This is a genomic window from Pseudoalteromonas sp. NEC-BIFX-2020_015 (genome assembly GCF_012952265.1).
GTDB classification, from domain to species: Bacteria; Pseudomonadota; Gammaproteobacteria; order Enterobacterales; family Alteromonadaceae; genus Pseudoalteromonas; species Pseudoalteromonas neustonica.
In genome coordinates this window covers 39,210-62,734 of sequence record NZ_JABCJL010000007.1, presented here as the reverse complement: position 1 = coordinate 62,734, position 23,525 = coordinate 39,210, and the positions used below count along the sequence as shown (strand labels likewise).

The following is a 23,525-nucleotide window of genomic DNA, read 5'->3' as shown; positions in this document are numbered from 1 at the left end:
TTTACTCCCAGTCAAACTTATAAAGAATATCAACGTTCTGGTTTATATTGCTCGTAATTTCAATATATAACTGTGACATTAGTTGATAACGCATTGCAACCTCACTTAATGAGTCAAAAATCCCAACACTGTATTTAACTTTAATATCGGGTGCTAAATACCCCGATATTTCAACTTTAGTGTTATCTCCACTGCCTTTAGAGCTTAAGCTAACATCAGAAAAACCAAAACTTTCACCAACTTTAGATACAACCCCTTCGCTTCGGCTTACACCTTGTGAAAGCAAAAGTTGAGCTAACATTGCATCTGATGAGCTGTTGCCTTCATCCAATGGCTGACCATTTAGTAGATACGCTAATGATTGCGCTTGATCCATTGCAGGTTCCGAGAAAACCTTTAAAGAAGGATGCTCTAAATTCCCTGTTAACGTCACACCTGCGATTACGCCATTAGCTGTGTTTTCAGGATTGCGTATTGCCTTAATATTAAGATAAGGCTTTTCAATCGAACCGCTAAAACCAATTTGCCCTGTTCGAATGATCAAATCTTGGCCAAATGATCGATAAGTGCCTTGGCGTAAGTTCAACTCACCCGTTGCTATCATTGGCGTTTGTTGATTTAAACTAATTGCTAAGTCCCCTTCTATTTTTGATTCTAGGCCAAATGAATCAATCCGCACATCATTTTCAACAATCAACTTCAAGTTTATATCATAATTGAAGGGCACAACATCAGCTTGCTCAACTTGCTTATCTACAATTATTTCATCATCACTAACTTGCACAGCCCCTTCGGGTAACTCTTCGATCTTTATACGTCCATAGGGCACAACAACTTGACCTGCTAGTTTAAAAGTATTATCTGCCAAGCTAATTTTTAAATCTGGCGATACTTTAAATAACACACCTTGCTGCGCGCGGACATAAAATTGCTTGCCTAATACACTTAAATTGACCGCTGGTTTTTCTCCTTGCCAATCAATATCACCCGTTAAATCAAGTGAGCCGCCATCACCATCCTTTAATTTTCCTTTTAACACAGCAGTCGTTTTATCAAATGCTATATTAACATTTGAATCAACTAACGAAACAGGTAGCTGTTCCCCCTGTAAATTAACCCCAGTTACATCAAGCTCTCCACTTAATAACGGTGAGTTTGTCGTCCCAGCGATTGCAACTTGACCACTAATAGCACCTTTTAACTGTTCAAGCGTCCCAATAAGTGGCTGTAAATCAGTGAGTAAGACTTTATCGATATCTAACGTTCCCGACATATTTTGCGCGTCTGTTAAATCGGTTACCTGTAAGTCTGCATTAATGTTGCCAATCACACTTGAGTTTAAACGTGCATTAAACTGCGCAGTCTGTGCATCCGCAATTGCGTTTATGGTGAATGTCTCTAGCGGTAGACGATAACGGTTTTCTTCATTGATCAATGTAGTTACTAAATCATGAGAATTGATCGTGGCTGTTAAGGCGCTTAATTCACGCCCTTGCCAGTTAGCGTTAATATGACCATTCAAGTCACCTTGTGTAATTACATTCTCTGGTAATAAATATTTGATCTGTGATAAATCAAAGTTAACCAACTTCGCACTTAGTTTACCTTGTTGATTTTTTTGATTTAACTCATCAATACATAATTTACTATTTTCACTTTGCCAACAGTGCTGCTTTACTAAAAAATCACCATTGTCAGTATTAATATTAATTGCAATAGCAGGTTTAGCACGAAAGCGTAGAACATTATCGGTTAATAGCACATCCTTTAAATTACCCTGCCATTCTTTATTTATGAATTTTCCAGCAAGTTCAAACTGCGCCTTCCCTTGCAAAGCATCTAGATCAAGTTGGAGTTGGAGTTGGTGGTCAGTTTTATCACCCGCGGCATTTATCGCTAAGGTTTGAATTTTATGCCCCAACACATTGGCGTTTTCAACCTTTAAACTTGCATTAGTTTGCCAATCAGCAGCGTAATTAAAATCTGTTTTTAAAACTAACTGCTCTATTGCTATGTCTGAAAAATTTAAATCACGCATTGCAATGTTTAAATTAACAATCGGTTCTAAACGCTCTCCAGCGATCACTAAGCTACCATCGCCCACCCCTGTGATTGGTAATTTATCTGGGATCGTATTATTTAAGTGAAGTTTCCCTTTAATATTCCATCGCTTTGTCACATCGCCACTTAAGGCCAGTGTGTTTTCGCCGCTAGAGAGTTCAAACTTATTGATTCGGGCATGGAGTGAGTTATTTATGTCAAAGTCAGATGCAAAGGTAAATGCCATATCATTCAAGGTGCCAGTGAGCTGTGTATCATTCATCACCAACTGCCAGTTTTCTTGCTCTATATTAAATGCCCCTTTTAATTGGCCTGATACATCACTCGTGAGCGTATCAGTAAGATACTGTGCCTTTAAGTTTTTAAGATAGCCAGTAAACTGTCCTTTAATGCCGTCGTTCCAGCTTGCTGATGCAGTCACGGTTGCTTTACTATCATTTGCAAGCAGGGCTAAATCATCAACTTTGATATGGGTTAGCCCCCCTTTTAAAACTGACTTGATTTGTACTTTTGGATAGGCGGCCAATTGGCTTTGTGCAATTAAATTAATAGCGTAGTCATCAGCGTTACCCTTACCAGATAATTGCACATCATTAATCTTTAACGTGTTATGTTCCACATCAAGCAGCCATTGTTGGATACTTGCATTGATTGAAAATGGAAAGTTCTCCGTTTTTAAATCAGCTTCAAGCTGTGCGCTCAATGGGTATTCACCCTGAGTTTGTATATCCAGTGCTAAACTATGCAAATCGCCAGATACATCCAATGCAATGTGGTGTGCGGGATGTTCTAGGCTAATTGTAGCCGTTATAGGTGTATTTTCGGTTAATGTTGCATTTAACTGACTCGCGAGTTGCCACTGTAAATAATCAGCACTTAAAGACATTAATTCAATACGTGGACCAGCAATTGAAAATGCTCCATTAATATTATTAATATCATGACTGCTTTGTTCTTGAACAATATTGACATTGCTCACATTAAACCGCTCAACGACCATATTCAACGCTGAAGTAAAGTGAATATCCGGCAGTGCTGCAAGTGCAACTAAAGGTTCGCTGGGTGTTGGCTCCACTGATTTTAATATAACCTTTACTTTCGCCACACTGAGGTTATTTAACACAACAGTTGATTGTGCCGCCGAAGCTGCCAATATAAAGTTATTAACCGTTACATCAGCACTTGGGTGTTTTAATGTAAATGTAGGAACAGCTATTCTCTTTACGTAAATATCAATGGGTAGCTCAATGGTGTTGCTTTGCTCGAGCTGCACGTCTTCTGAGATTTTTGGTAATGGCTCTGTACTTGCGGCTAAAGAAACATTGATAGTTTGCGCACTGATATTTTCAATGCATAACCCCTCACAACGCCACCAGTATAAATCCAGTTTTAGTTGCTTGGCTGTGAAATCTATACTTTCATTTTTAAATTTAACATCGAATGGGTCACTGTATAAAAATCGACCTTTTTTAATATCTATCTTTAATCCATCCACCATGTTGTTTGCACTATATGCAATTAACTGGTTACCTGGCGCGGTAAAAAGCAAACAAAAAACCACTGCAACAAGAGTGCATAAAAGAGCGGTTAAGACGGCTGTAACTTTTTTCGTAATTGACATTAAATTTCTGGCCCTATAGTAATACTTAAACGCGTACTTTTACTTTCTTTCGTAAGTCCCCATGCGTGGTCAATTCGAATTGGCCCTACTGGCGTTAAATAACGAAAACCAAATCCAGCCCCTACTTCTACCCGATCAGAAAAGTCATTCGTAGCTGTACCGCTATCAACAAATAAGGCTACACGCCAGTTTTGTGCAAATTGATAATTATATTCCACGGTGCTTGAGAGTAAGTACTTGGCGCCAATCAAGCGCCCTTCTTCATCTTCTGGTGATATTGATTGATATGAAAAACCACGTACGCTTTGATCGCCACCAGCAAAAAAACGTAACGACAAGGGTACATTATTAATATCATCCACAAGCATTGCCCCTACATTTGCCCGTAAATATACAAGGTGTTTGTTAAGGTAAGTACGTAACCATGCAGTTTGAAATTGCACCCTAGCGATATTCGTTGTAGACAACACATCCTCAAGCGCAAACTCTGCTGATACCAGCCATTGCTCACCCCAATAAGGTGTTGTTCCACCTTTTGTCTCTTTTTTTGCGTAACTAATACCCGGCATAAACATTTTTGAGTTTTGTTGCTGTTCGTCACCAATTCGGTAAGTTTCATGATCTCGACGAAGAAATACTGTACGTACCCAATCATCCTCTGTTAGCCACTGCCTTTGTAATTGACCAGTCAAAATCCTACTGTAGATGTCTTCAGTCACTTCATCTTCTAATTTATAGCCCGCAGAAAAACGCCAAAGATCATCATTAGGGTCATCAACCGGCACCGTATAACTAAAAGATATGTCTTGCTGTTTTGCTGAAAGGTTTAAATTGCTCTCTAAAAAATGGCCATCGTCAGTGATCCATGGTTTTGACCATTTAAACCGAACTTTAGGCCCAAAATCCGTATTAAAGCCACCACCAATTTCATAACTATTCGCTGGTTTGTGTAACACATCCACATTAATTGGCACTTGGTTATTTGCACGGTTAGCAATATCAGCATAAACTCGGACACTGGTAAAATATGGCGTACTCGAAAGGGCTAAGTTATAATCTGCAACCTTGGTTGCTTTATAGCTGCCTCCTTGAGAAAATTTTGCAAGTGAACGAATGTATTTTTCTGCAGGCGTGTTTTTTGTAATTATCAGATCGCCAAATTGATAACGCTCACCGGTATCGATTGTTAGCACGACGTCAGCACTATTACTTTTTAACGAGATAGCGAGTTTATGCGTTTGCCATTTCATATCAAAATAACCAAGTTCGAGAAGTTGTGCTTCTAGGATTTTACGCGCAGTATCGTAATCGCTATGATTTAAAATATCGCCTTGTTTTATTTTTATGCTTTCAATCGTACTTGCAAGTAAGCGGTCTGTTCTACCCGCTCCATTTATTGTGATATTAACATTACTTATACGAGTAACAGGGCCACGCTCAATAGTTGCAATGAGTTTTTGTGACCCGTGGTCAAAGTTTAATTTAACCGCAGGCTTATAGTACCCAAGCGCTCTTAGGCTTCGCTCAACTTGTTTTTTTGCATGGTTAAGCAGCGCACGATTAGCATTTTCGCCCTCTAACTGCTTTAAATAAAGCGCTACATTATTCTTAAGATCACCATTGATCCCATTTATTTCATAATCATTAACGACTAATGAAGCCGCAAAAATATGTGTAGTTATACAAAAACAAACAATAAAAACAATGCGTGTTACGATCCGAATCGGCAAGTAATACCCCTACTTAAAAACAATCAACCATCAAGGTTGAAATAGTAACATATCGATATGCTTGGGCGCAGTAACTCAAATGTGAAAATTAGTACGCTAAAGCGCTTAATTTTAGTTACAATGGCACTAACTAATTTGAATTATTTTTACTGGGTTTTTAAATGCACTTTCCTGATGATGACAATGGCCAACTTTTAACAGAAATAGCGGCTGCTGGTATTGATTTAGCACGCATGCACAAAATTGATTTTTATATTTTATTTGAACAAAAGAGCGATGCTGAAACATTCGCCACAGCCATAGCTGAAGATGAGCTCGCCCCTGCAACCGAATTAGTACAGTGTGAAGACACGGGTATTTGGGAAGTAATTACACAAGTTGAAATGGTGCCAGATCACACTCTTCTAGGCCAAACAGAGCAGTATTTAGAAAGTATCGCCAATGGCTATAAAGGTTATGGGGATGGTTGGGGATTAATGGATGGTAATGATTAGTACGTTAGTATAATTACGAATAACCCCCTCCAAGTGTAAACTTAGATCGGTCATAAAATCAGTTAAGTGAATTAACGACTTAACTGATTCGCTTTCCTAAAGCTGCCTTGATAATCAAACAATTTATCTGCGACTTTCCAGCCATATTTTTTACTTTTTCGGGCAATCACAAAATCGGGCGCTACCAATAATGTTTCATTTTCGATGACTTGTTCGGCCAGTTTATAATCAACCGGTGTTTGCCCATTATTAGTACGTTTACCAAATTGCTTATTAAAAATGTAGCGCGCCCCCGGTTTTGAAAAATCATATATTTCATCGCAACTTGCACCATCTTCGTCAAAGTAAGTTAGCTTAATAATCTGCGTATGGTTTACCAAAGTAGATACGCTTAAGCCACTGCAACGCAGTACTAGCGCATCTTTTAAGTTCAGTGCTGCTCGCAGCTTGTCATCAGGATCTGCCATTATAGCATGGCAAGAATGGCATTCTCTGGCAGCAATATCATTTTGTGTTCCACAGTTGTCGCATTCCTTAAAACGAAACCGATAATCGCATTGCTCTTTATAGCCATGTTCATCTTCAAGCAAGCCTTTACAGCGACGACCAAAATGTTCAATGACTTTTCCTGCGCCGTCTATTTTGCCCCAAAAAATATTAGCAAACCCACACCCAGGACAAAGTACCTGCACAGGCTCATTATCACTATTACCTTTTTTACTGCCAACTTCAGGATGAAAAAGATCAAAGCCATTACCCGCATAATCAATAACTAAGCAATCACTTTTCCCTGATGATAAACGCAGCCCCCTCCCAACTATTTGCTGATAAAGGCTAACCGATTCAGTGGGCCTTAAAATAGCAATAAAGTCAACGTGGGGGGCATCAAAACCAGTAGTAAGCACTGACACATTCACTAAAAATTTCAATTGTCTTTGCTTAAATTTTGCAATTATTTTATCTCGCTCACTATGACCGGTATCTCCCGTGATCAGTGCACAGCTTTGTCCATGTAAGTAACCAACAACTTCTTGCGCGTGGCGAACTGTCGCTGCAAAAATCATGACACCTTCACGGTTTTCACTGTGTTTTACTATATCTTCACAGATCGTTTGTGTAGCGCGAGTATTCGCTTGCAATAATTGATTTAAATCTTGCTGACTATATTGACCAAATGCATTGCTCGATAACGACGAAAAATCATAATGACTGATTGCCGCATCAAGCTCTTTCGGTGGTGTTAAAAATTGGTGTTTAATCATGTAACGAAGCGGCAATTCAAAAATGCACTCTTTAAATGGACTCTCAGCATTCCCTCGCACAAAACCATGGTAATGACGATGATATACCCACCCGATCCCCAAGCGATAAGGAGTCGCGGTTAAGCCTAATATTTTTAACTTTGCATTATGACGTTTTAACGCATCAATTACTTTAGCATATTGGCTTTTATCATCACCACTGACTCGGTGACATTCATCAATAATTACTAATGAATAATGTTCATTGAGTTGATTTAAATTACGAGAAAGCGATTGGATACTTGCAAAAGTAACTTGCTCAGATAAGGATTTTTGTTTTAAGCCAGCAGAAAAAATACTCGCTGCTAGGCCAAAGCTTTCATACTTTTGCGCATTCTGTTCAACGAGTTCTTTTACATGCGCTAATACGAGTATTTTCTGTTTAGCAATACGAGCAAGCTCGGCAATGACTAAACTTTTGCCTGCACCAGTGGGGAGAACAATTAAAGCAGGAGAATCTGTCTTTCTAAAAAAGGCAACAGTACGTGCAACAGCCTCTTGTTGGTAAGGCCTTAATACATAACTCATTTAATGACTGCAACTAATGAATAAGAAAGAAAACTAATATGGGAGGCACTCGGCCTCCCAAAACATTAAGCTAGGTGTTTGGTTAAATCAACATCTTGAAATGCTTTAGGACGCTTACCTCTACCGGTCCACTCAACTATTTTACCTTCATGTTCAATACGGTACTTCGGTAATACTTTGGTACGCTTATCGCCAACGATATCTTGCAAATCCTCAAGTGTTAAACCTTTTTCTTTTAACAGGTCTAGTACGTCTTGTTTTGCTTGTTGTTGCTCAGTATGTTTTGCTATTGCAGCACCTAGTAATGCTTGTGCTTTTTCTAGCTCAATAAGACTAGCTGATTTAATAAATGCTTTAACTTCTTTCATTTTTTTACTCACTAAATTGTTAAGTTATAAAATTAGATAGATGATTCAATTAAATTATAAGCTTATTTTATATGTTAGGCCAAGATGAACCCAGTATTTAATCCACTTTGTCTAACCAACTAGCAACCATGTTATTTAATATCGTTAATTCACTTATTAATGTTACAGATTTATTGTTTTTAGTAATACCTTCTTCAGCTAGCTGTATTTCACATGCCTTTATCTTACTCGCAAGTGTTTTTATTTTAACCATCACTATTGAGCCTTTTATTCGATGGAGTACTTTTTCATATTGTTTGGCGTCGTTTATCGCACACGCATGGTTTAAATCAATGAGATCCTTTTTCAACGTATCATGAAAAACATGTGCCATCGCAAGTGCATCTTGCTTATTGCCAAATACCGCTACCCAGTGCGACAATGAAACCTCTTCACTGAGAGAGTCTTTAAGCTGCTGCTCGCGGCTGTTTAATAATACGTCTTGTGGTAGGTATTCAACAAGCGTTTCGTACAGTTGAGATAGTGAATAGGGCTTAAATATCACACAGTCCATTCCACCTGTAAGCGCTTTATTAATTATCTCTTTTGAATCATCTGCGGTCATCCCAATTACTGGAATACACTTCACTGCAACGTCGCGGTGCTGTCTAATTTTTGAGGTTAATTGAAAGCCATCTAAAATCGGCATATTGCAATCAGTGATTACCATTTGGAATGGTTTAGTATTTAGTAATTCAAACGCGGTCTTTCCGTTATCTGCAAGTGTTACTTTTAAACCAAAACTTTCGAACTGTTTTTGTATTAATAACTGATTAACTTGATTATCCTCTGCAACTAAAATATTGCCACTGAGTTTTCGTGGAAGATCTTTTTTATTTTTATTCTTTTTCTGTATACCCTGAGCAAGCATTTTAAATGCTTCTTTAAGTGTCACTACATTGATTGATTCATAAGATATTTTAATTAAATTATTTTGCAAATGATAAATATCATCTTTATTTTTAGTAATTACAATTATTCGACCAGAAAATTCAGCTAATTTCCTTACTTTATCACAGCCTAAATAAACATCTAAATCATCTTCACAGACTATAATAAATACCGGCTTTTTAAATTCGTCTTTAAAGTCTTTTATATTTCGTTGTTGATAACTAACCTGGCACATATCTAGTAAATTAATTAATTTTTCATCATCTAAAAATACGTGCCATAGGTCACCTTTTTCATCAATAGCTTTATTTTTATTCAGATTTACATTGTTTTTCCGTTGTAATTTTTCTGTGATATCAAATAGTATTGCATGCCATGAAGCCCCTTCATCTTCAGGTAGTGACTGAGGGTTTACAATTGCAATAAAACGGCATCGACGGATTTCATTCTTAGATTTATAACGAAACTGGCAATCGATATTTTCTCCCTTGCTCGCGCCTTCTTTAAACGCTTTAGCAATTGTTACACGGTCTTGATCAACAACCGAAGGTGAAATGCACCCAACAACACCTCGATGATTAATATAGTCGTCAGCGAGCCCTAATATTTTTTGGGCTCCTAGAGAAAGATAAGTAAACCTCCCCTCTGCGTTATTAAAGTATTCAAGTTGACAAAATCCACCAGGTATATTTTCAACTAGTTGAGGTAAATACTGATGAATGAGATCATTTTGAGTAAACGCTTCTTCAACTTCAGAAACCTGTGTTATTAAGGTCATCACTCCTGTTACACCTCCCTCTAAATCAAGGTATGGTTGCTTTACATAAAATATATTTACCAACTTACTATTATTATCAATAAGCTGAATGTTATATTCGCTGCAAACTTGAGAGTGTAATACCTCATTATTCTGTGTAATAAAAACATCAGCAATTAAAGAGTTAGTATTATAAGCTCGATTATTTTCATCCCATTGCTTACTAAATGCATTCTCAAAAGACTCATTCCACATTAAACGTTGATGATATTTATCTTCAACAACTATCATCAGCGGCATATCATCTATCATTTTTTGCGTATTATTGAACTGATTTAATTGCTTATGGTCTTCATGTTGATTATTACACAAGTGTTTTTTAGACAAATATTTTTTACTTAAAAAATAAGTAATCAATGCAGTGAAAAGTACTAATGAAAAACTAAAAATCATAAGAGTCACTTATATAAAAGAAATCATAATTGAAATACCTTTAACAATCTTAGCACTCAAGTTTATGAAGCCATAGCTATTATCAGTGTCAGGGCAGTGAATAGCCCCGTGTTTTCCAGAAAATCAATAGCTTGAGAAACTGGAACAATGAAAAAATCAAATCGCTATACATAATAATTTCGTGAACGTGCAATTAGCCTTGTTACTACGCAACAGCATGAATATACCTCTCTTTGGGCTGGTCTGTTCAACGACGATGCACATAGAGCCATTCTTGGTGCATTAGAGCAAGCTATTTGGCATTATGGTGATCCAACAGAACTGATTTACCATAGCAATAGAGGGAGTCAGTATTTATCCATATGATAGACAGAACTATTTGCTGAAGCAGGCATTCAAGTATCTGTAGGCAGTGGCGGTGATTCTTACGATAACGCAATGGCTGAAACGATAAATGGTTTATTTAAAACAGAAATTATTCATAGGAATGGCCCGTGGGGGAATGTTGTTGAATATGCTACCTTAGAATGGGATTGTGGTAGCTAATTCATGAGCAAGTTGCATAAAAAATCCTATGACCTATGATCATAGGATTTTGATCTCACTTTACCAATCGTCAAGATTTTTATTGCTTAACTGATCGGCAGTACCCTAATCGTGATCCAAATTCAATGCCCTATATGTTTATTTAAAAACTGAAGCATTTCTTGCCACAACTCAATTTGATTCTCTGGTTTATAAAAACCATGACCTTCTCCACTTTTCATCATCCACTCATACGGAGAGTTTTCTTTTTCTAAACCTTTGCGAAGTCTGAATGCATGTTCTTTAGGTACACGGACATCATCTTCACCTTGAACAATGAATACCGGTACTTTAATCTTATCAATGTTGTGCACTGGCGACTGTGCTTTTCTTGATTCGCCTATAGGTAGAACTTGATTTAAAAAATTAATACCTGACTGATTTTCAGGTATATCACCTTCTTCAAACATCAAGTCTAGATCATAAACACCAACAAACCCTATTGAACACTTATATAAATCAGGTTCATTAATTACACTTTGTAATGCAGCATAGCCACCGTATGATGCTCCATACACACATATACGTTCTTTATCAGCCACACCGTTTTTGATTAAAGAATGGACACCATCGGTCATGTCGTTAATCATTTCTGTGCCCCACTTTCTAAAGCCACTTGTTAAGAAAGATCTCCCGAATCCACCAGAGCCTCTGAAGTTAGGTTGAAAAACTGCATACCCATGATAAGAGAGAACTTTAACATCCGCATTAATATAAGAAATATCATCTTTTACTCCATGTGGTCCGCCATGAGGTAATAATATTAATGGAAGGTTTTTTGATTTCCCTTTAGGTAAAGTCAATAAGCCTGTAATCTCTAAACCATCTCTGCTCTTGTAAGTAATAATGGTTGTCTCAGATACAATGTCTTTATTTAACCAAGGCTTAGTCGGTGTAAGAACCGACAACTTTCTTTTTACATTATCATATAAATAAAATTTTGGTGGGTTATTTGCTGAAGAGGTCATTACGACCATAGATTTATTATCTTTAGTTGCAGAGGTTATTCTTACCGCCTGCCCCGGAAATGACTTTAACAAACTTTTAATTATCGCTTGATTTTTTTTATCTTTTACAATATTTAAAAAAATTGAACCTAGTTGTTCATACTGATATCTAGCGCCAATTAACTCGCCACGAACTCCATTCGCAATACTAATAATTGGTGATAAATCGGCTTTATCATGAGAAATTAAAACTTTATGCTTCCGTGTTTTGATGTTAAATGTAGCCATTGCTTTTGTATCAGTTTCTAAATCACTAATTCCTATTAAGGTTTCATCATCATCTAAAAAATATAAAGGAGAGAAACTACCTTCATATTCATATGATTCAAGAACTGACTTCCAATCAGAATCAACATTATTTCTTGCTAATAATATTAGTTTATTATTTTTACTTGGATCAATTCCTTGAGCAGCTAATACTTCTCCTTTTTTATTGCTAAACACACCAACACCGCTGCCTTTATAAGCGCGCATGGGGATACGGCCAAGCCCTTTCTTTCGTCCAGTTGAAACTTTCATACGATATAAGTCGATAAATGGCTCTGAAGATGACCAAGAGACACTATAAATTAACACTTGTTCTGGCTCATTTGGTAAAATATCTATAATCGAAGAAAAGCGATAATCCTTTGTCGCAGCTCTTGGCCCCGTTAGGATGACCATTTTTTTACCATCAGCATTCATTGCAATCAACTCCCCTGTTGGCAATGGTTTTTCTAGCGAACCTACCTCACGGGCCATAGTTAATAGTAAGCGCTCATCATTCAGCCAACTAAAGCTACTTACTGATTCGTTTCCTCTACCCCGAGTAATGGAGATCACTTCATTACTTCTTAAATCTAATACAGTTAAACTAATCACACCTTCAATATCTCTAGATGTCGCAGCAAGATATTCACCGCCAGGGGAAAGTTTGATGTCTATATACTGTGCATGCTTCGCATACGCTTCTAGTACTGGCATATTGATGTTCGAAGCGATTACATTGTTTACCATTAACACCAGAAGTAAACCGAAAAAATGAACTTTCATAAATTACCCTTAAAAAAAAAGCTCTCACTGAGTGAGAGCTTTCTAAATTAACTTAAATACTTAAAATTTATAAGTAATATTTGCAAATGCTCTACGACCAAGACGATCATATTGAGAGTAAAGAGCTGCATTACCAACATTCAACGTACCCGCACTAGAAACGATTGGTGGTTCTCTATCAAACAAATTAGCAACACCAACTGTAAAGTCTAAGCCACTATCTAATTTCACTGAACCTGAAAGTGAATGATAAGTTACCCAAGGTGTTTCACGAACAACAGTTACTTTTTCACCACGGTAAGTAGTTTCATTTGAATCGTTCAAATATTCGTAGTTGTTCGTTGAGTCTGCATAGCGTGAAGTCCATGTTAAGCTATAGTCTTCCCACTTATAAGTTAGAGACACATTACCAACATGTTTAGGCTCACCAAGCTCACCTACTTCATTATTCTCAATACTATCAGCAAAAAGTTTATACTTACGCTCGATTTGCATTGTATGTTCAAAGCGGAAACGAATTGAACCGAAGTCAAAGTCATCATTATAAGTAAATTTATAGTCAACACCTCGTGCATTTTGTGTCGCAACGTTTACATAACCACTTCTAACTTCATCTATACCATAATCACCATCTTGGCCTGTACGACGAGTAAACAAATCACATAAAGGTTCATTTGCAAAGTCTAAAGACTCATAACATTTACCGGTAATTTGACCACCACTCAAGCTAGTTACTTCGTTTGAAATAACAATACTAAAATAGTCGATTGAAGCTGCAAATGTATTTTCTGGGCTTGTCCAAACTAACCCAACAGTTTCATTAACGGCTGTTTCTGCTGTTAAACGACCTGCACCACCACTTGTATAGATAGTTGCAGAACTTCCGCCAACAGTATAATCTTCTGGCACACCCGCTGTTTTACAGTTAGTGGCTGTTAACTCTGTAATTTTACCTGCAGCAAATTGATCAACCCAATTTAAACAAGGATCAATTGCAGTTTGGCCATTAAAACCACTTTGGTCAGCAAGATAAAGTTCATAAAGAGCTGGTGAACGGAATGATGTTCCGCGACTTCCTCGAAGACTTAACCCATCAACAATAACCCAATTTAAACCAAGTTTAAATGTCGAGTCATTCCCATAAGTAGATACGTCAGTCCAGCGAGCTGAACCTGTTAAATCAAGAGACTCAACTAGAAAAACATCTGAAATAAGTGGAACTTTAACTTCACCATACACTGAACGAGAAATCTGTGAACCAGCAGTGCGACCTGCGCCACTTAAGCCCCAAGAGTTACCATTAACAGTATTGCTACCTGGAGTATCATCAATTTCATCTTTTTGAATTGATAAACCAAATGCAGATCCAACTGCACCGGCTGGCAATTCAAATAACTCGCCAGAAATAAATGCTTCGAAAGTTTGCTGTTTATACGTAGTGCGACCAAAATCTACACCATTGATAAAATCACTAACTTCCGCAGATTGATTACCAGCTAAGAACGCTGGATCTGCCCATGGTAAATCAACACATGTTTTCTTAGATGTAGCTGTAACTTCACCATTACATTTAGTGCCGTTTTTAAGATGATTTTGTGACATTAGAAGTGAATCTCTTAAAAAGATATCATTTCTATATTCACCATCATTATAGCTGTTTTGATAAGAAACATCCCAGTTCCAAAAACCGATACTTCCCTCAATACCGATCACAGCACGGGTGTAATCTATATTTGTTTCTGAAGAATAATGGTTTGATATAGCAACTGGCATTAGTTTTGCATCACCACTGAAACCTTCAAACTTATCTGCAGCTTGAGCTCCCACATCCCCAATCCAGAATTGACGATAATCGGCAGTAGTAGTAGTACGAGAACTATGAATAAATTCACTGTATACAGTAATATCATCCGTTAAATTATAATCACCTTGAGCATAGATAGACCATACATTACTTTCAGGGCGCATTGTTTGGTCATCACGAAATGGATGATCTAAATCCCACCAGCCATCGCTTTCTCGGTCATATGAAACAGGAAACCAGCCATTTGGTGTGCGTAAATCGCCAGCACCTGTTGCTGTTGAATTATAATTTTTATAACCATTAGCCCCAAAGAAACCATCATAATCATATGCTAAATTTGGACCACTACCTGTAACATTTGTTGCGTCATCACCGCCATATACCCAAAGACCATATCCAGATTCCGCGCATTGAGCTTTACCGGTTCGTGGATTGATAGGGTCAGCAGATGTACCATCAAGGTATGTAACCAATCGCTCACCACACTCTAAGAAGTCACGCTGACCTCTTTTAAGTTCTTGAGTATTTTTATAATCAGCTGTTACACGGAATGAGCCTTCATCAAACTCTTCACCAAATGAGAAGTTAATACGACGCTCTTCACCGCCTGACTCGAATGGTTGACTAATATCTACAGTAACAGATTTATCATCACCTTTTTTTGTAATGATATTAATTACACCAGCAACAGCATCAGAGCCATATAATGAAGATGCACCATCTTTCAAAATTTCAACACGCTCAATTGTTGATAAAGGAATTGTATTTAAATCAAACGCTTGAACTTGACCTCGGGTACCTGCAGGACCCGCACGACGACCATTTAATAGAACTAATGTTCGTGAAGCACCCAGCCCTCGCAATGAAGCTGACTCATTACCTTTACCACCAGCTGTAACGTAACCAACACTTAAAGCTGAAGTAACTTGGTTTGAGCCCGCCGCCGCAGTGCTAGTTCTTAGTAAATCACCAAGTGTTTTAATACCTTCATTTGTGGCATCTTCAATTGAAATTATATCAACTGGAACTTCACTTCCAAAGCTATCGGTACGAATACGCGAGCCTGTAACTTGAACACGTTCAATTTTTTCAGCTTTTTCTTCTTCTGCAGCCATAACGCTGTTAGATAAAATAGCTGTAGAAGCAGCACCAAAAGCTATCGCTAAGCGAACCGCTTTTGAAATTTTATTGTTTAACATTTGATTCTCCCTGGTCATATTTTGTATATGATTTTATTAGTATAAATTCAAACAAAAAAGGTACTTATCACTATTGATAATAGCTAAGCACCATGATTGTCGAGAGAGATACTAATATCAGGGACAGTGTATGGTCAACTGTTATTTAACTTTGCAATCAATCTATTTACATAAAAAACACAAAGGCATGAAAAAAAAACCTATTGCAACCTACTGTTTACATTGCACTTGTTGAAAATCGTTTTGCGTTTCAGGTAACATATGGATTAAGTAATAATCATGTTAAATCAATCAATTTCAGAGTAAAAAATTACAGACGAAGTGCTTTAAGACGCTAGATGATGAAAAGGAGCCCATATAATTATTACAGGCTTAATCTTATTATTCGGGCAAAAATATGAAAAAAGGCTATGAATTCAAGACCTTTTCAAAGTAAATTTACTGTGCATACCTTTATTAAAACTTGTTTTTACTTTTAGTTGATTAAATGTAATGTGCCTCAGTCCTGCAAATACAGGGGATGAGCCTTCACATCTTATTCGGCGCTCATCCTCTTTAAATCCTAAATCTAAACAGCCCATGCAATCCATTTTCTATTTGCCAATGTTGCTGCGCTGAATTCGCTAGTTCCTCCGCCGTTAAACGCGCTGAACTGATATAGTATCCATAACATAACATAACTCATTGCTTATTTACCTTTTTCTTTTCTGTAAGAAATAATGACTCCCACTGTTTTTGCGCTTTCCCAGTGTATCGTTTCTGATAAATCACTTACGTTATGGATAACTGCACAATACCTAAATTCTTCTCTGTTTTTTTGATAAGCGGCTTCTTTACCAACTATTTTTTGCGATTGACTTTTGATCCCCGTCGCATCAATCGTTACTAAGCAACTTGTTATCAACAGGCATTGTGCCAAAAAACACAATTTCCGCATGTAAATCCACTGGTCATATAAAGCGAATAAAACCTAATCCATTGATTAAATGAACCTTTCAATCATTTCCCGTCAAGGTAAAGTTAGTGAACTTGCCCTATTTATTAATGACACTCTCATTACGTTAGATGATCAACATTGTAAAAAAGAGACATTAAAGCAATTAATCAATCGAAATACTGAGAAGAATTGCTGTTCCATTAACATCATTAACAAAGTGTGCTCGCGCTCTGGCAGTACTTTTTACCTTAAAACTATTGAATTTACAGACTTTTTATGCTAAACCCTGATTCATTAGCCCGCTATCAATTATTATTTCAGGGATATTTATCCTAGATTGTTTATCTTTATACCTCCTCAATATTGCTTTAATTAACGGCCTACTTCCTTTTATTTCAACAAGTCTTACTCTACTAAAAATAAGCTCTTATTACCTATATATCCTGACAACCCAAGAAAACAACTCCCCGTTAACATAAAACTCTTTGATATTAAAGTTTCGACTTCCAATGCCTGCTAGATCTAATTTTTTTATTACATCAAATTTACAAAATGCAACCGACAATTGATCTTCCAACCTCTCAATCTGGTAATGAATACTGTTTTTTAAATTCATTAATTCAGCTAAACTTTCATTATTTAAGTTCATCATAATTTTTGATATATTTGACATAACATCCATGAACCAAAATTCTTCATTTTCTGTTTTTATTTCTATGTTCTGTATTTTATTAAGTAATGCTTTATTCATTCTCTCATGTAATAAAACCTTACCTGAAAATTTCACTCTTATTATTTCAGATAGTTCTTCGAATAAATTTTCATTCAAAAGTGTATTTAAAATACTAAGGCCTAATTTACAATCACTTGTAATAACAGAATCAGGATGATGCATCATAAGAATTATTTCTCCCTCTGTTTTTAAAACTCTCAGGACTTCAGGTAATGATTTATTCCAATCCGAATATTCAAATCCGAATTGACTAACAAGAACATCTAATGAATCGTTTTTATAAGGAAGCATTTCAAGAGCTATATTAAATTTAAACTCAACTTTTTCAATTGCATTACTGATCGCTGTAATATCACTCTTTATTTTATCTTTTTTTATCTTTGCTAAATCACAAGCAGCCACTGAACCGATTAAGTTATGCTGAGTCATGGTTGCCTGCAACAAAATAGCTAAAACCCCCTTTCCTGTAGCTAAATCTAGATACGCGCATTCCTTTTTTTTGGAACAAACTATATCCTCCCAAAATATTAGAACCTCCTCAGGGTATCCAAATGTACTTTTTGAATCACCGAAACTTGATAAAGTCTCTGTTAAGTGCCAGTAATGATCCCAATGCATTGATTTTCTCCAAAAAAAAGAGTGGCTCATAAGCCACTCTTTTGTTAAAAATTAAATTTTTAGAACGATTGTGTGAAGTTAAAATACATTGTGCGACCAAAACCCGAATACAAGTCAAAGTTATAGTCACGACCACCAGAAGCAAAAAGAGGTGGCTCTTTGCCAAATGCGTTTTGAGCGCCGAAACTTATCTTACTATTCCAAGGCGTGCTATATGCTACTTGTAAGTCATGCGTCACCCATGTTGGAATATGACCTTCACATTCTCCATCAGCTGTAATATCTTCGCACTGACCATCGATTAGACTTAAATTCCAAGTGAAATCAAAATCGGCGAAAGAATAAACATTTGATAAATTCAGACGCATTTGCGGAACACCAGGATCATCAACAAAGTTACGGCCGCCATCTGTGCTGTAATCTAAGATATGAGAAATACTAAAATTAGTTCTTAGTGCACCCATGTCGCCAAACTCAAACTTAGAGTTAGCTTTAAAATCAATACCAGAAGTTTCGAGGCTACCATCATTACCAAAACCACGTACTACTTGTGTGATTGCTCCATTTGGAGAACGATTAACAGTGAAAGCATCTGGGATAGCATCGCCACGTAAACGCGCATCAATAATAGCTTGAGCTCCGAATGCTCGAATCCGATTCGTTATTTCAGTGTTATAGTAATCTAGTTCAACAGAAATATCGTCTGTTACTTGGTATACTACACCTAATGAATATTGATCCGACTGCTCAGATTGTAAATCTGGGTTAGAAATAACTAACGCATTAATTTGCGATGAACAATCTTTTTCTTCGCCAATCGCTAGACATGTAGCTTCATCTGAAACAGAATCAGCGGACTCAGAAGGTTGTTGAGTTAAATCAGGTAATGATGGAGCACGGAAACCTTTACCCCAAGCAGCGCGAAGAACTAAATCATCAATTGGCGCGTAACGGGCAGAGACTTTAGGAGAAAAATCTGAACCATAATCAGAATAATCATCGTAACGACCAGCAAAAGTTAGTTCAAATTCTTCTGTTGCTGGTATTAATGTTTCGAAAAATAGGCTTCGAACTGAGCGAGAACCACCTGCGGAACTACCCGATGAACCACCTACTTGACCAGCTTCTGATAATGAATCATATTTATCAGCGTAATCTTCTGTGCGATATTCAAAACCAACAAATGCTTGAATTGCACCTGAATCTAGTTCCATTACATCAAATGCCGCATTTGCGTAAACTTCTTCTTGATTAAATTTACCAGTACGCGACGTGGTAACTGTCATTGCAGATTTAACGTCCTTAGACGCACCAAATGGGTCATTCAACATGTACGTACCGTCATTGATATACTGACGAGCAATACTGCGAAGAATATAACCACTACCTATATTGTTACTTTCGTTAATAGTTTTTCGAACACCCGCTTCAACTGAAACGTTACCGATCATACCTGTAGTGCCGAAACTAAGATCTTTTAATTCTGACGTGAGACTATTATCTCTATTACCTAATGCTGCAAAGCGATGCCAATAATCTAATGGCTGCTGTTCCATATTTAGAGAAGCATCGTATATAGGGCTATTTGGATTAGTTGGGTTATTTGGGCTATCCGCACTAATAAATACTGTTGATGGTGATGCATCATATGCAGTTGTATCTAGACCAGGTGCATAGCGTCCAAATGACTTAGTCTGGGCGATATTAATGTTTGAGTAAATGCTCCAATCATCATTTATTTCATATGTCGCTTTCATAAAAGCTGAACGGTTTTTAATTGATGCTTCATCGGCAGAGACAGCGGCAAAATTGAAACCACAACGCTCGCCTATTCTATAAAAGTTCTCGTTGCCAACACCTTCACACGTAGCCTCTGGAGAGAAAAAGTCAAAATTACTAGCTCTCTCACCTGTTTCTGGATCAATTGAAAACGTTGTGAAGTTATTTGAATAAACAGAGCCACCAGGGCTATACCAAGGGAAATCACGTGCATAAACAATATCACGACCACTCCAAGATGCGCCTGCTAAAACAGATGCTTTATCTGAAGAAGATCCGAATAATACTGAACCATTCTCACGGTCACCACCTTCGTGCTCAATTCGCCCTGAACCCAAGGTAATTTCTGCACCATTAAAATCTTTACGTAAAATAACATTGATTACGCCACCAATAGCATCTGAACCATACAATGCAGAAGCACCGTCAGTTAAAATCTCAACGCGTTCAACTGCAGCCATCGGAATAAAGTTTAAATCTTGGCTAGAACCTGTCAATGTCGACTTAGGCAAGCGACGACCATCGACTAAAACTAATGTACGATCAGAACCTAAGCCGCGCAAGCTTACTGTTGTAGCACCTTGCGATGAACTACCTGACTGGGGACGAAATGAACCCAGGCTATTAAAAGTTGTATTACGAAGTAAATCAGCAACAGACGTTTCACCGCTTAGCTCAATCGCAGCTCGATCAATCACAGTGATAGGTAAATCACCAGCCATATCCACACGCTTTATACGTGAGCCTGTTACTTCAATACGCTCAACTTTTTCTGCACCCTCTTCTGCAGCAATTGAGCTTGCAGAAAACACAGCTGTTGATGCAGCACCAAAAGCAATCGCTAAGCGAACAGCTTTTGAAATTTTATTATTTAACATTTGATTCTCCCTGGGACCACTATCTTGTGGTTATTTTTGTTTCGTTTTTGTGAACTATCGAAACATTTAGGTTTCGAACACACAAAGATACTAAACAAAAAAACGAACACTGCCAACATCTGTTTACTTTTATTTAAACTAAAACATCAAAAAAAGGCTGATAATACACATAAAGGGGACAAATGATGTTATTTTAGGGACTATAAACAAGCCAACTCAAACTAAATGTTCTTATTTTGTTACCGTAAAAAACAAATGATCCCTATATGTGAAATTATAAGCCAAGGCTTAATTGCGCTTTTTTTAAACTAATGAAGTCTTGATTAAGGGGAGTTAATATCATTTGAGCAATTGGTTTGATCTGTTTTTCTACGTAGATTGCATAATCAAACTTATGGTCAACGAGATATAATTGAGCACCTGACGTTGTATATACATATTCAACTATTTGACCTTTACTTATCTCAAACTCGGGGTGAGTTGCTTGGTGCTTTTTAACGGCTTGTACTTGGGGGGGGATGTTTTTTTGGTAATCAGCCAAATGCTGACCGAGTTTTTTCCTGTATACGAGTTTATCGTCAAATTCTCCGGCATATAACCGGCTAATGTAGCTTTCAATAATAGGGTGTAACATTGCAACGTTAAAAGCGTCGCTGAATAACGTTTCAAAAAGCTCAGTTTGGAACTCATGTGCTAATTGTGTCCAATCACTGCGCACGGTTTCCATACCTTTAAACACCAGTTTTTTTTCGTCGCCTGTTTGTACTTGACCAACATAGCGTTTTTTTGAACCGGTGGTTTTACCACGTATGGTTGGCATAAAAAATGGGCTATAAAGTGTTTCAAACTCTATTTCCAAATAACTTTGCGTTGCAAAGCGTTGTTTTATAGTATGTTGCCACTTTTCATTAATTGTTATAGCGAGTTGCTTGCCGATTGCTTTACAACCCTGTGGATCAAGTTCATCGGGTAAACTCACAAACGTTGAATCCGTATCACCATAAATAACCGTGTAACCAAGCTCTTCAATCCATTGCCTGGTAGTTTGCATAATTTCATGACCGCGCAAAGTAATAGAGCTGGATAAGCGTGGATCATAAAACCGGCAACCTTTGGAGCCTAGCACACCGTATAAACTGTTCATGATAATTTTAATCGCTTGTGACAGCATGGGTTGATCGGTGTTTTTCGCGTGTTGCCTTGAGGATGCTAACTTTTTAATTAGGTTTGGCAAATGGTGTTCTGTGCGGGAAAATAACGCCTCCTCAAACCCCACGATTGCGTTATCAGGATCATCTAAACCACGAATTAACCCCAGAGGGTCAATACAAAAGGTTTGCATAATAGATGGATACAGACTTTTAAAGTCCAGCACAATCACATTTTTATAAAGCCCAGGGATTGATTCCATTACAAACCCGCCGGGGCTTTCAAACGATAAGCCATGATCACCTAAGTTCGGTGCAACGTACCCACTGCGATGTAATAAAGGTAAATATAAATTAGTAAACGCAGCTACAGAGCCGCCCATTCGCTCCAATTCAAGCCCTGTTAGTTGCGTACGTACAATAGCAAATTCAATAAGCTTTAACTTTTCAAAGATACGATTAACGAGCACGCAGTCTTGTCGGTTATAGGCTGCGAGTGAGAGTTTATCTTCATTGTATTGACGAATAATTTCACTCAGGCGGTTATCGCTTTGAATTAATTTTTTTTCGCCCAGTATTTTGTGGCTTACATTTGCTAACGAAAAACTATCAAAATGGTAGGTGGCATTTTTTAAAGTATCAATACCATCTATAACGCAGCGACCGGGCAAGGTTAAGCGGGTAAAATGCCCTTTTCTGATCTGTAGTTGTCCATTACCTCGACCAAACAACAATTTAACACCAAGAGCATCCGCGCGCCTATTGAGTACATTAAAATCAAACTCAATGACATTCCAGCCAATAATAATATCAGGGTCAACTTGCTGTATCAGGCTTTTTAACTGATTTAATAAATCGATTTCATCATGGCACCAACAAACTGTTTGTTCACTGTGTTGTGGCTCACCAACCATAATCACGCAATCAATGCCCTGACCCACTAAGCCAACTGAAAACAATACACCTTCACCACTGCATTCAATATCCAGTGACAGCGTTTTAAATTGTGGAGTATAAGAATCAGCTGCTTTTAGTTGTGCGTTATCAATTTGAATAAAACCGGCTTGCTGAGTCACATCTCCGGTAACCCATACTCCACCACGAATAAAACGTTCCATTAAAAAGCGATCGCTATGGCGCACATCGCCTTCATATACTGTGATGTGTTCATCTAAAGTGTGGCTTTCAAACAGCTGTCTTGCTTCATATAGCGCGTGTGAGCTTGAAAAATAACAGGCTATGCATTCTTCACCACTGAAATGTTTGATGGAAACATCTTTAAACTCGGCGCTTATATTTTGTTTTAATAGTAAATGCTGTGCTAAAGCGTGTTGCTTTCTAGGAATAAAAAATACAGCGTGTTGATTTGGTACTAACACTTTTATCGGTCCGTGATCAGAGCTTAGCCAATAGCACAGTGTGATCCCGCAATGGCGACTATACTTGTCTGCAGCATATTGCTGCCTTGAAAGTATAAAGCCTTGATAGATTGCTTGTGTCAATGTTCGATCCCAATTAATATACAGCACTGTAATTATATACATACTTTAGGTTATTCCCCC

Annotated in this window: 12 protein-coding genes and 1 pseudogene; 2 read left to right on the top strand and 11 right to left on the bottom strand. The window is 37.4% G+C overall.

The genetic code is table 11. The annotated features are described in order from the left end of the window. Nucleotide 1: 1 nt before the first annotated feature. Nucleotides 2-3,682 carry a translocation/assembly module TamB domain-containing protein gene (locus tag HH219_RS06980; protein WP_169327016.1) on the bottom strand — a complete coding sequence of 1,227 codons (3,681 nt, stop codon included), beginning with the start codon at nt 3,680-3,682 and terminating at the stop codon, nt 2-4. After that, complete coding sequence (locus HH219_RS06975) at nt 3,682-5,388, bottom strand: autotransporter assembly complex family protein (RefSeq protein ID WP_349251610.1); 1,707 nt, start codon at nt 5,386-5,388, stop codon at nt 3,682-3,684. Before HH219_RS06975 ends, HH219_RS06980 begins: the two co-directional genes overlap by 1 nt. Nucleotides 5,389-5,573: 185 nt before the next feature. Here HH219_RS06975 and HH219_RS06970 point away from each other — a divergent pair, with 185 nt between their 5' ends. Next, a complete protein-coding gene (locus HH219_RS06970) occupies nt 5,574-5,906 on the top strand; it encodes a ribonuclease E inhibitor RraB (protein ID WP_054205454.1) in 333 nt (110 codons plus the stop codon). A 71-nt stretch (nt 5,907-5,977) separates the two neighbouring features. Here the strand turns inward: HH219_RS06970 and HH219_RS06965 are convergent, their stop codons facing one another. From HH219_RS06965 to HH219_RS06955, 3 genes are all read right to left on the bottom strand, one after another. Next, on the bottom strand, nt 5,978-7,735 hold the full coding sequence (locus HH219_RS06965; protein ID WP_169327015.1) for a DEAD/DEAH box helicase: 1,758 nt from the start codon (nt 7,733-7,735) through the stop codon (nt 5,978-5,980). Between the two features lie 65 nt (nt 7,736-7,800). Next, entirely contained in the window at nt 7,801-8,103 is a 303-nt protein-coding gene (locus HH219_RS06960; protein ID WP_054205456.1) for an H-NS family nucleoid-associated regulatory protein, read from the bottom strand. A gap of 97 nt (nt 8,104-8,200) precedes the next feature. After that, nucleotides 8,201-10,243, bottom strand: a complete 2,043-nt coding sequence (locus HH219_RS06955) for a response regulator (RefSeq protein WP_211842043.1) — start codon at nt 10,241-10,243, stop codon at nt 8,201-8,203. A 270-nt stretch (nt 10,244-10,513) separates the two neighbouring features. Here HH219_RS06955 and HH219_RS21925 point away from each other — a divergent pair. After that, a pseudogene (locus tag HH219_RS21925) lies at nt 10,514-10,774 on the top strand (IS3 family transposase); the annotation flags it as partial. 137 nt (nt 10,775-10,911) lie between these two features. Here HH219_RS21925 and HH219_RS06950 read toward each other — a convergent pair. From HH219_RS06950 to HH219_RS06920, 6 genes are all read right to left on the bottom strand, one after another. Continuing rightward, entirely contained in the window at nt 10,912-12,867 is a 1,956-nt protein-coding gene (locus HH219_RS06950) for a S9 family peptidase (RefSeq protein WP_169327013.1), read from the bottom strand. 60 nt (nt 12,868-12,927) lie between these two features. Further along, nucleotides 12,928-15,870 (bottom strand): TonB-dependent receptor, encoded by a 2,943-nt coding sequence (locus HH219_RS06945; protein ID WP_169327012.1) that lies wholly within the window; start codon nt 15,868-15,870, stop codon nt 12,928-12,930. Between the two features lie 688 nt (nt 15,871-16,558). After that, nucleotides 16,559-16,807, bottom strand: a complete 249-nt coding sequence (locus HH219_RS06940; protein ID WP_169327011.1) for a hypothetical protein — start codon at nt 16,805-16,807, stop codon at nt 16,559-16,561. A gap of 430 nt (nt 16,808-17,237) precedes the next feature. Further along, a complete protein-coding gene (locus HH219_RS06930; RefSeq protein WP_169327009.1) occupies nt 17,238-18,188 on the bottom strand; it encodes a class I SAM-dependent methyltransferase in 951 nt (316 codons plus the stop codon). A gap of 29 nt (nt 18,189-18,217) precedes the next feature. Then, nucleotides 18,218-20,815, bottom strand: a complete 2,598-nt coding sequence (locus HH219_RS06925; protein ID WP_169327008.1) for a TonB-dependent receptor — start codon at nt 20,813-20,815, stop codon at nt 18,218-18,220. 274 nt (nt 20,816-21,089) lie between these two features. Then, nucleotides 21,090-23,465, bottom strand: coding sequence for a DNA polymerase II (locus HH219_RS06920; protein WP_169327083.1), 2,376 nt, complete (start codon nt 23,463-23,465; stop codon nt 21,090-21,092). Nucleotides 23,466-23,525: the final 60 nt, after the last annotated feature.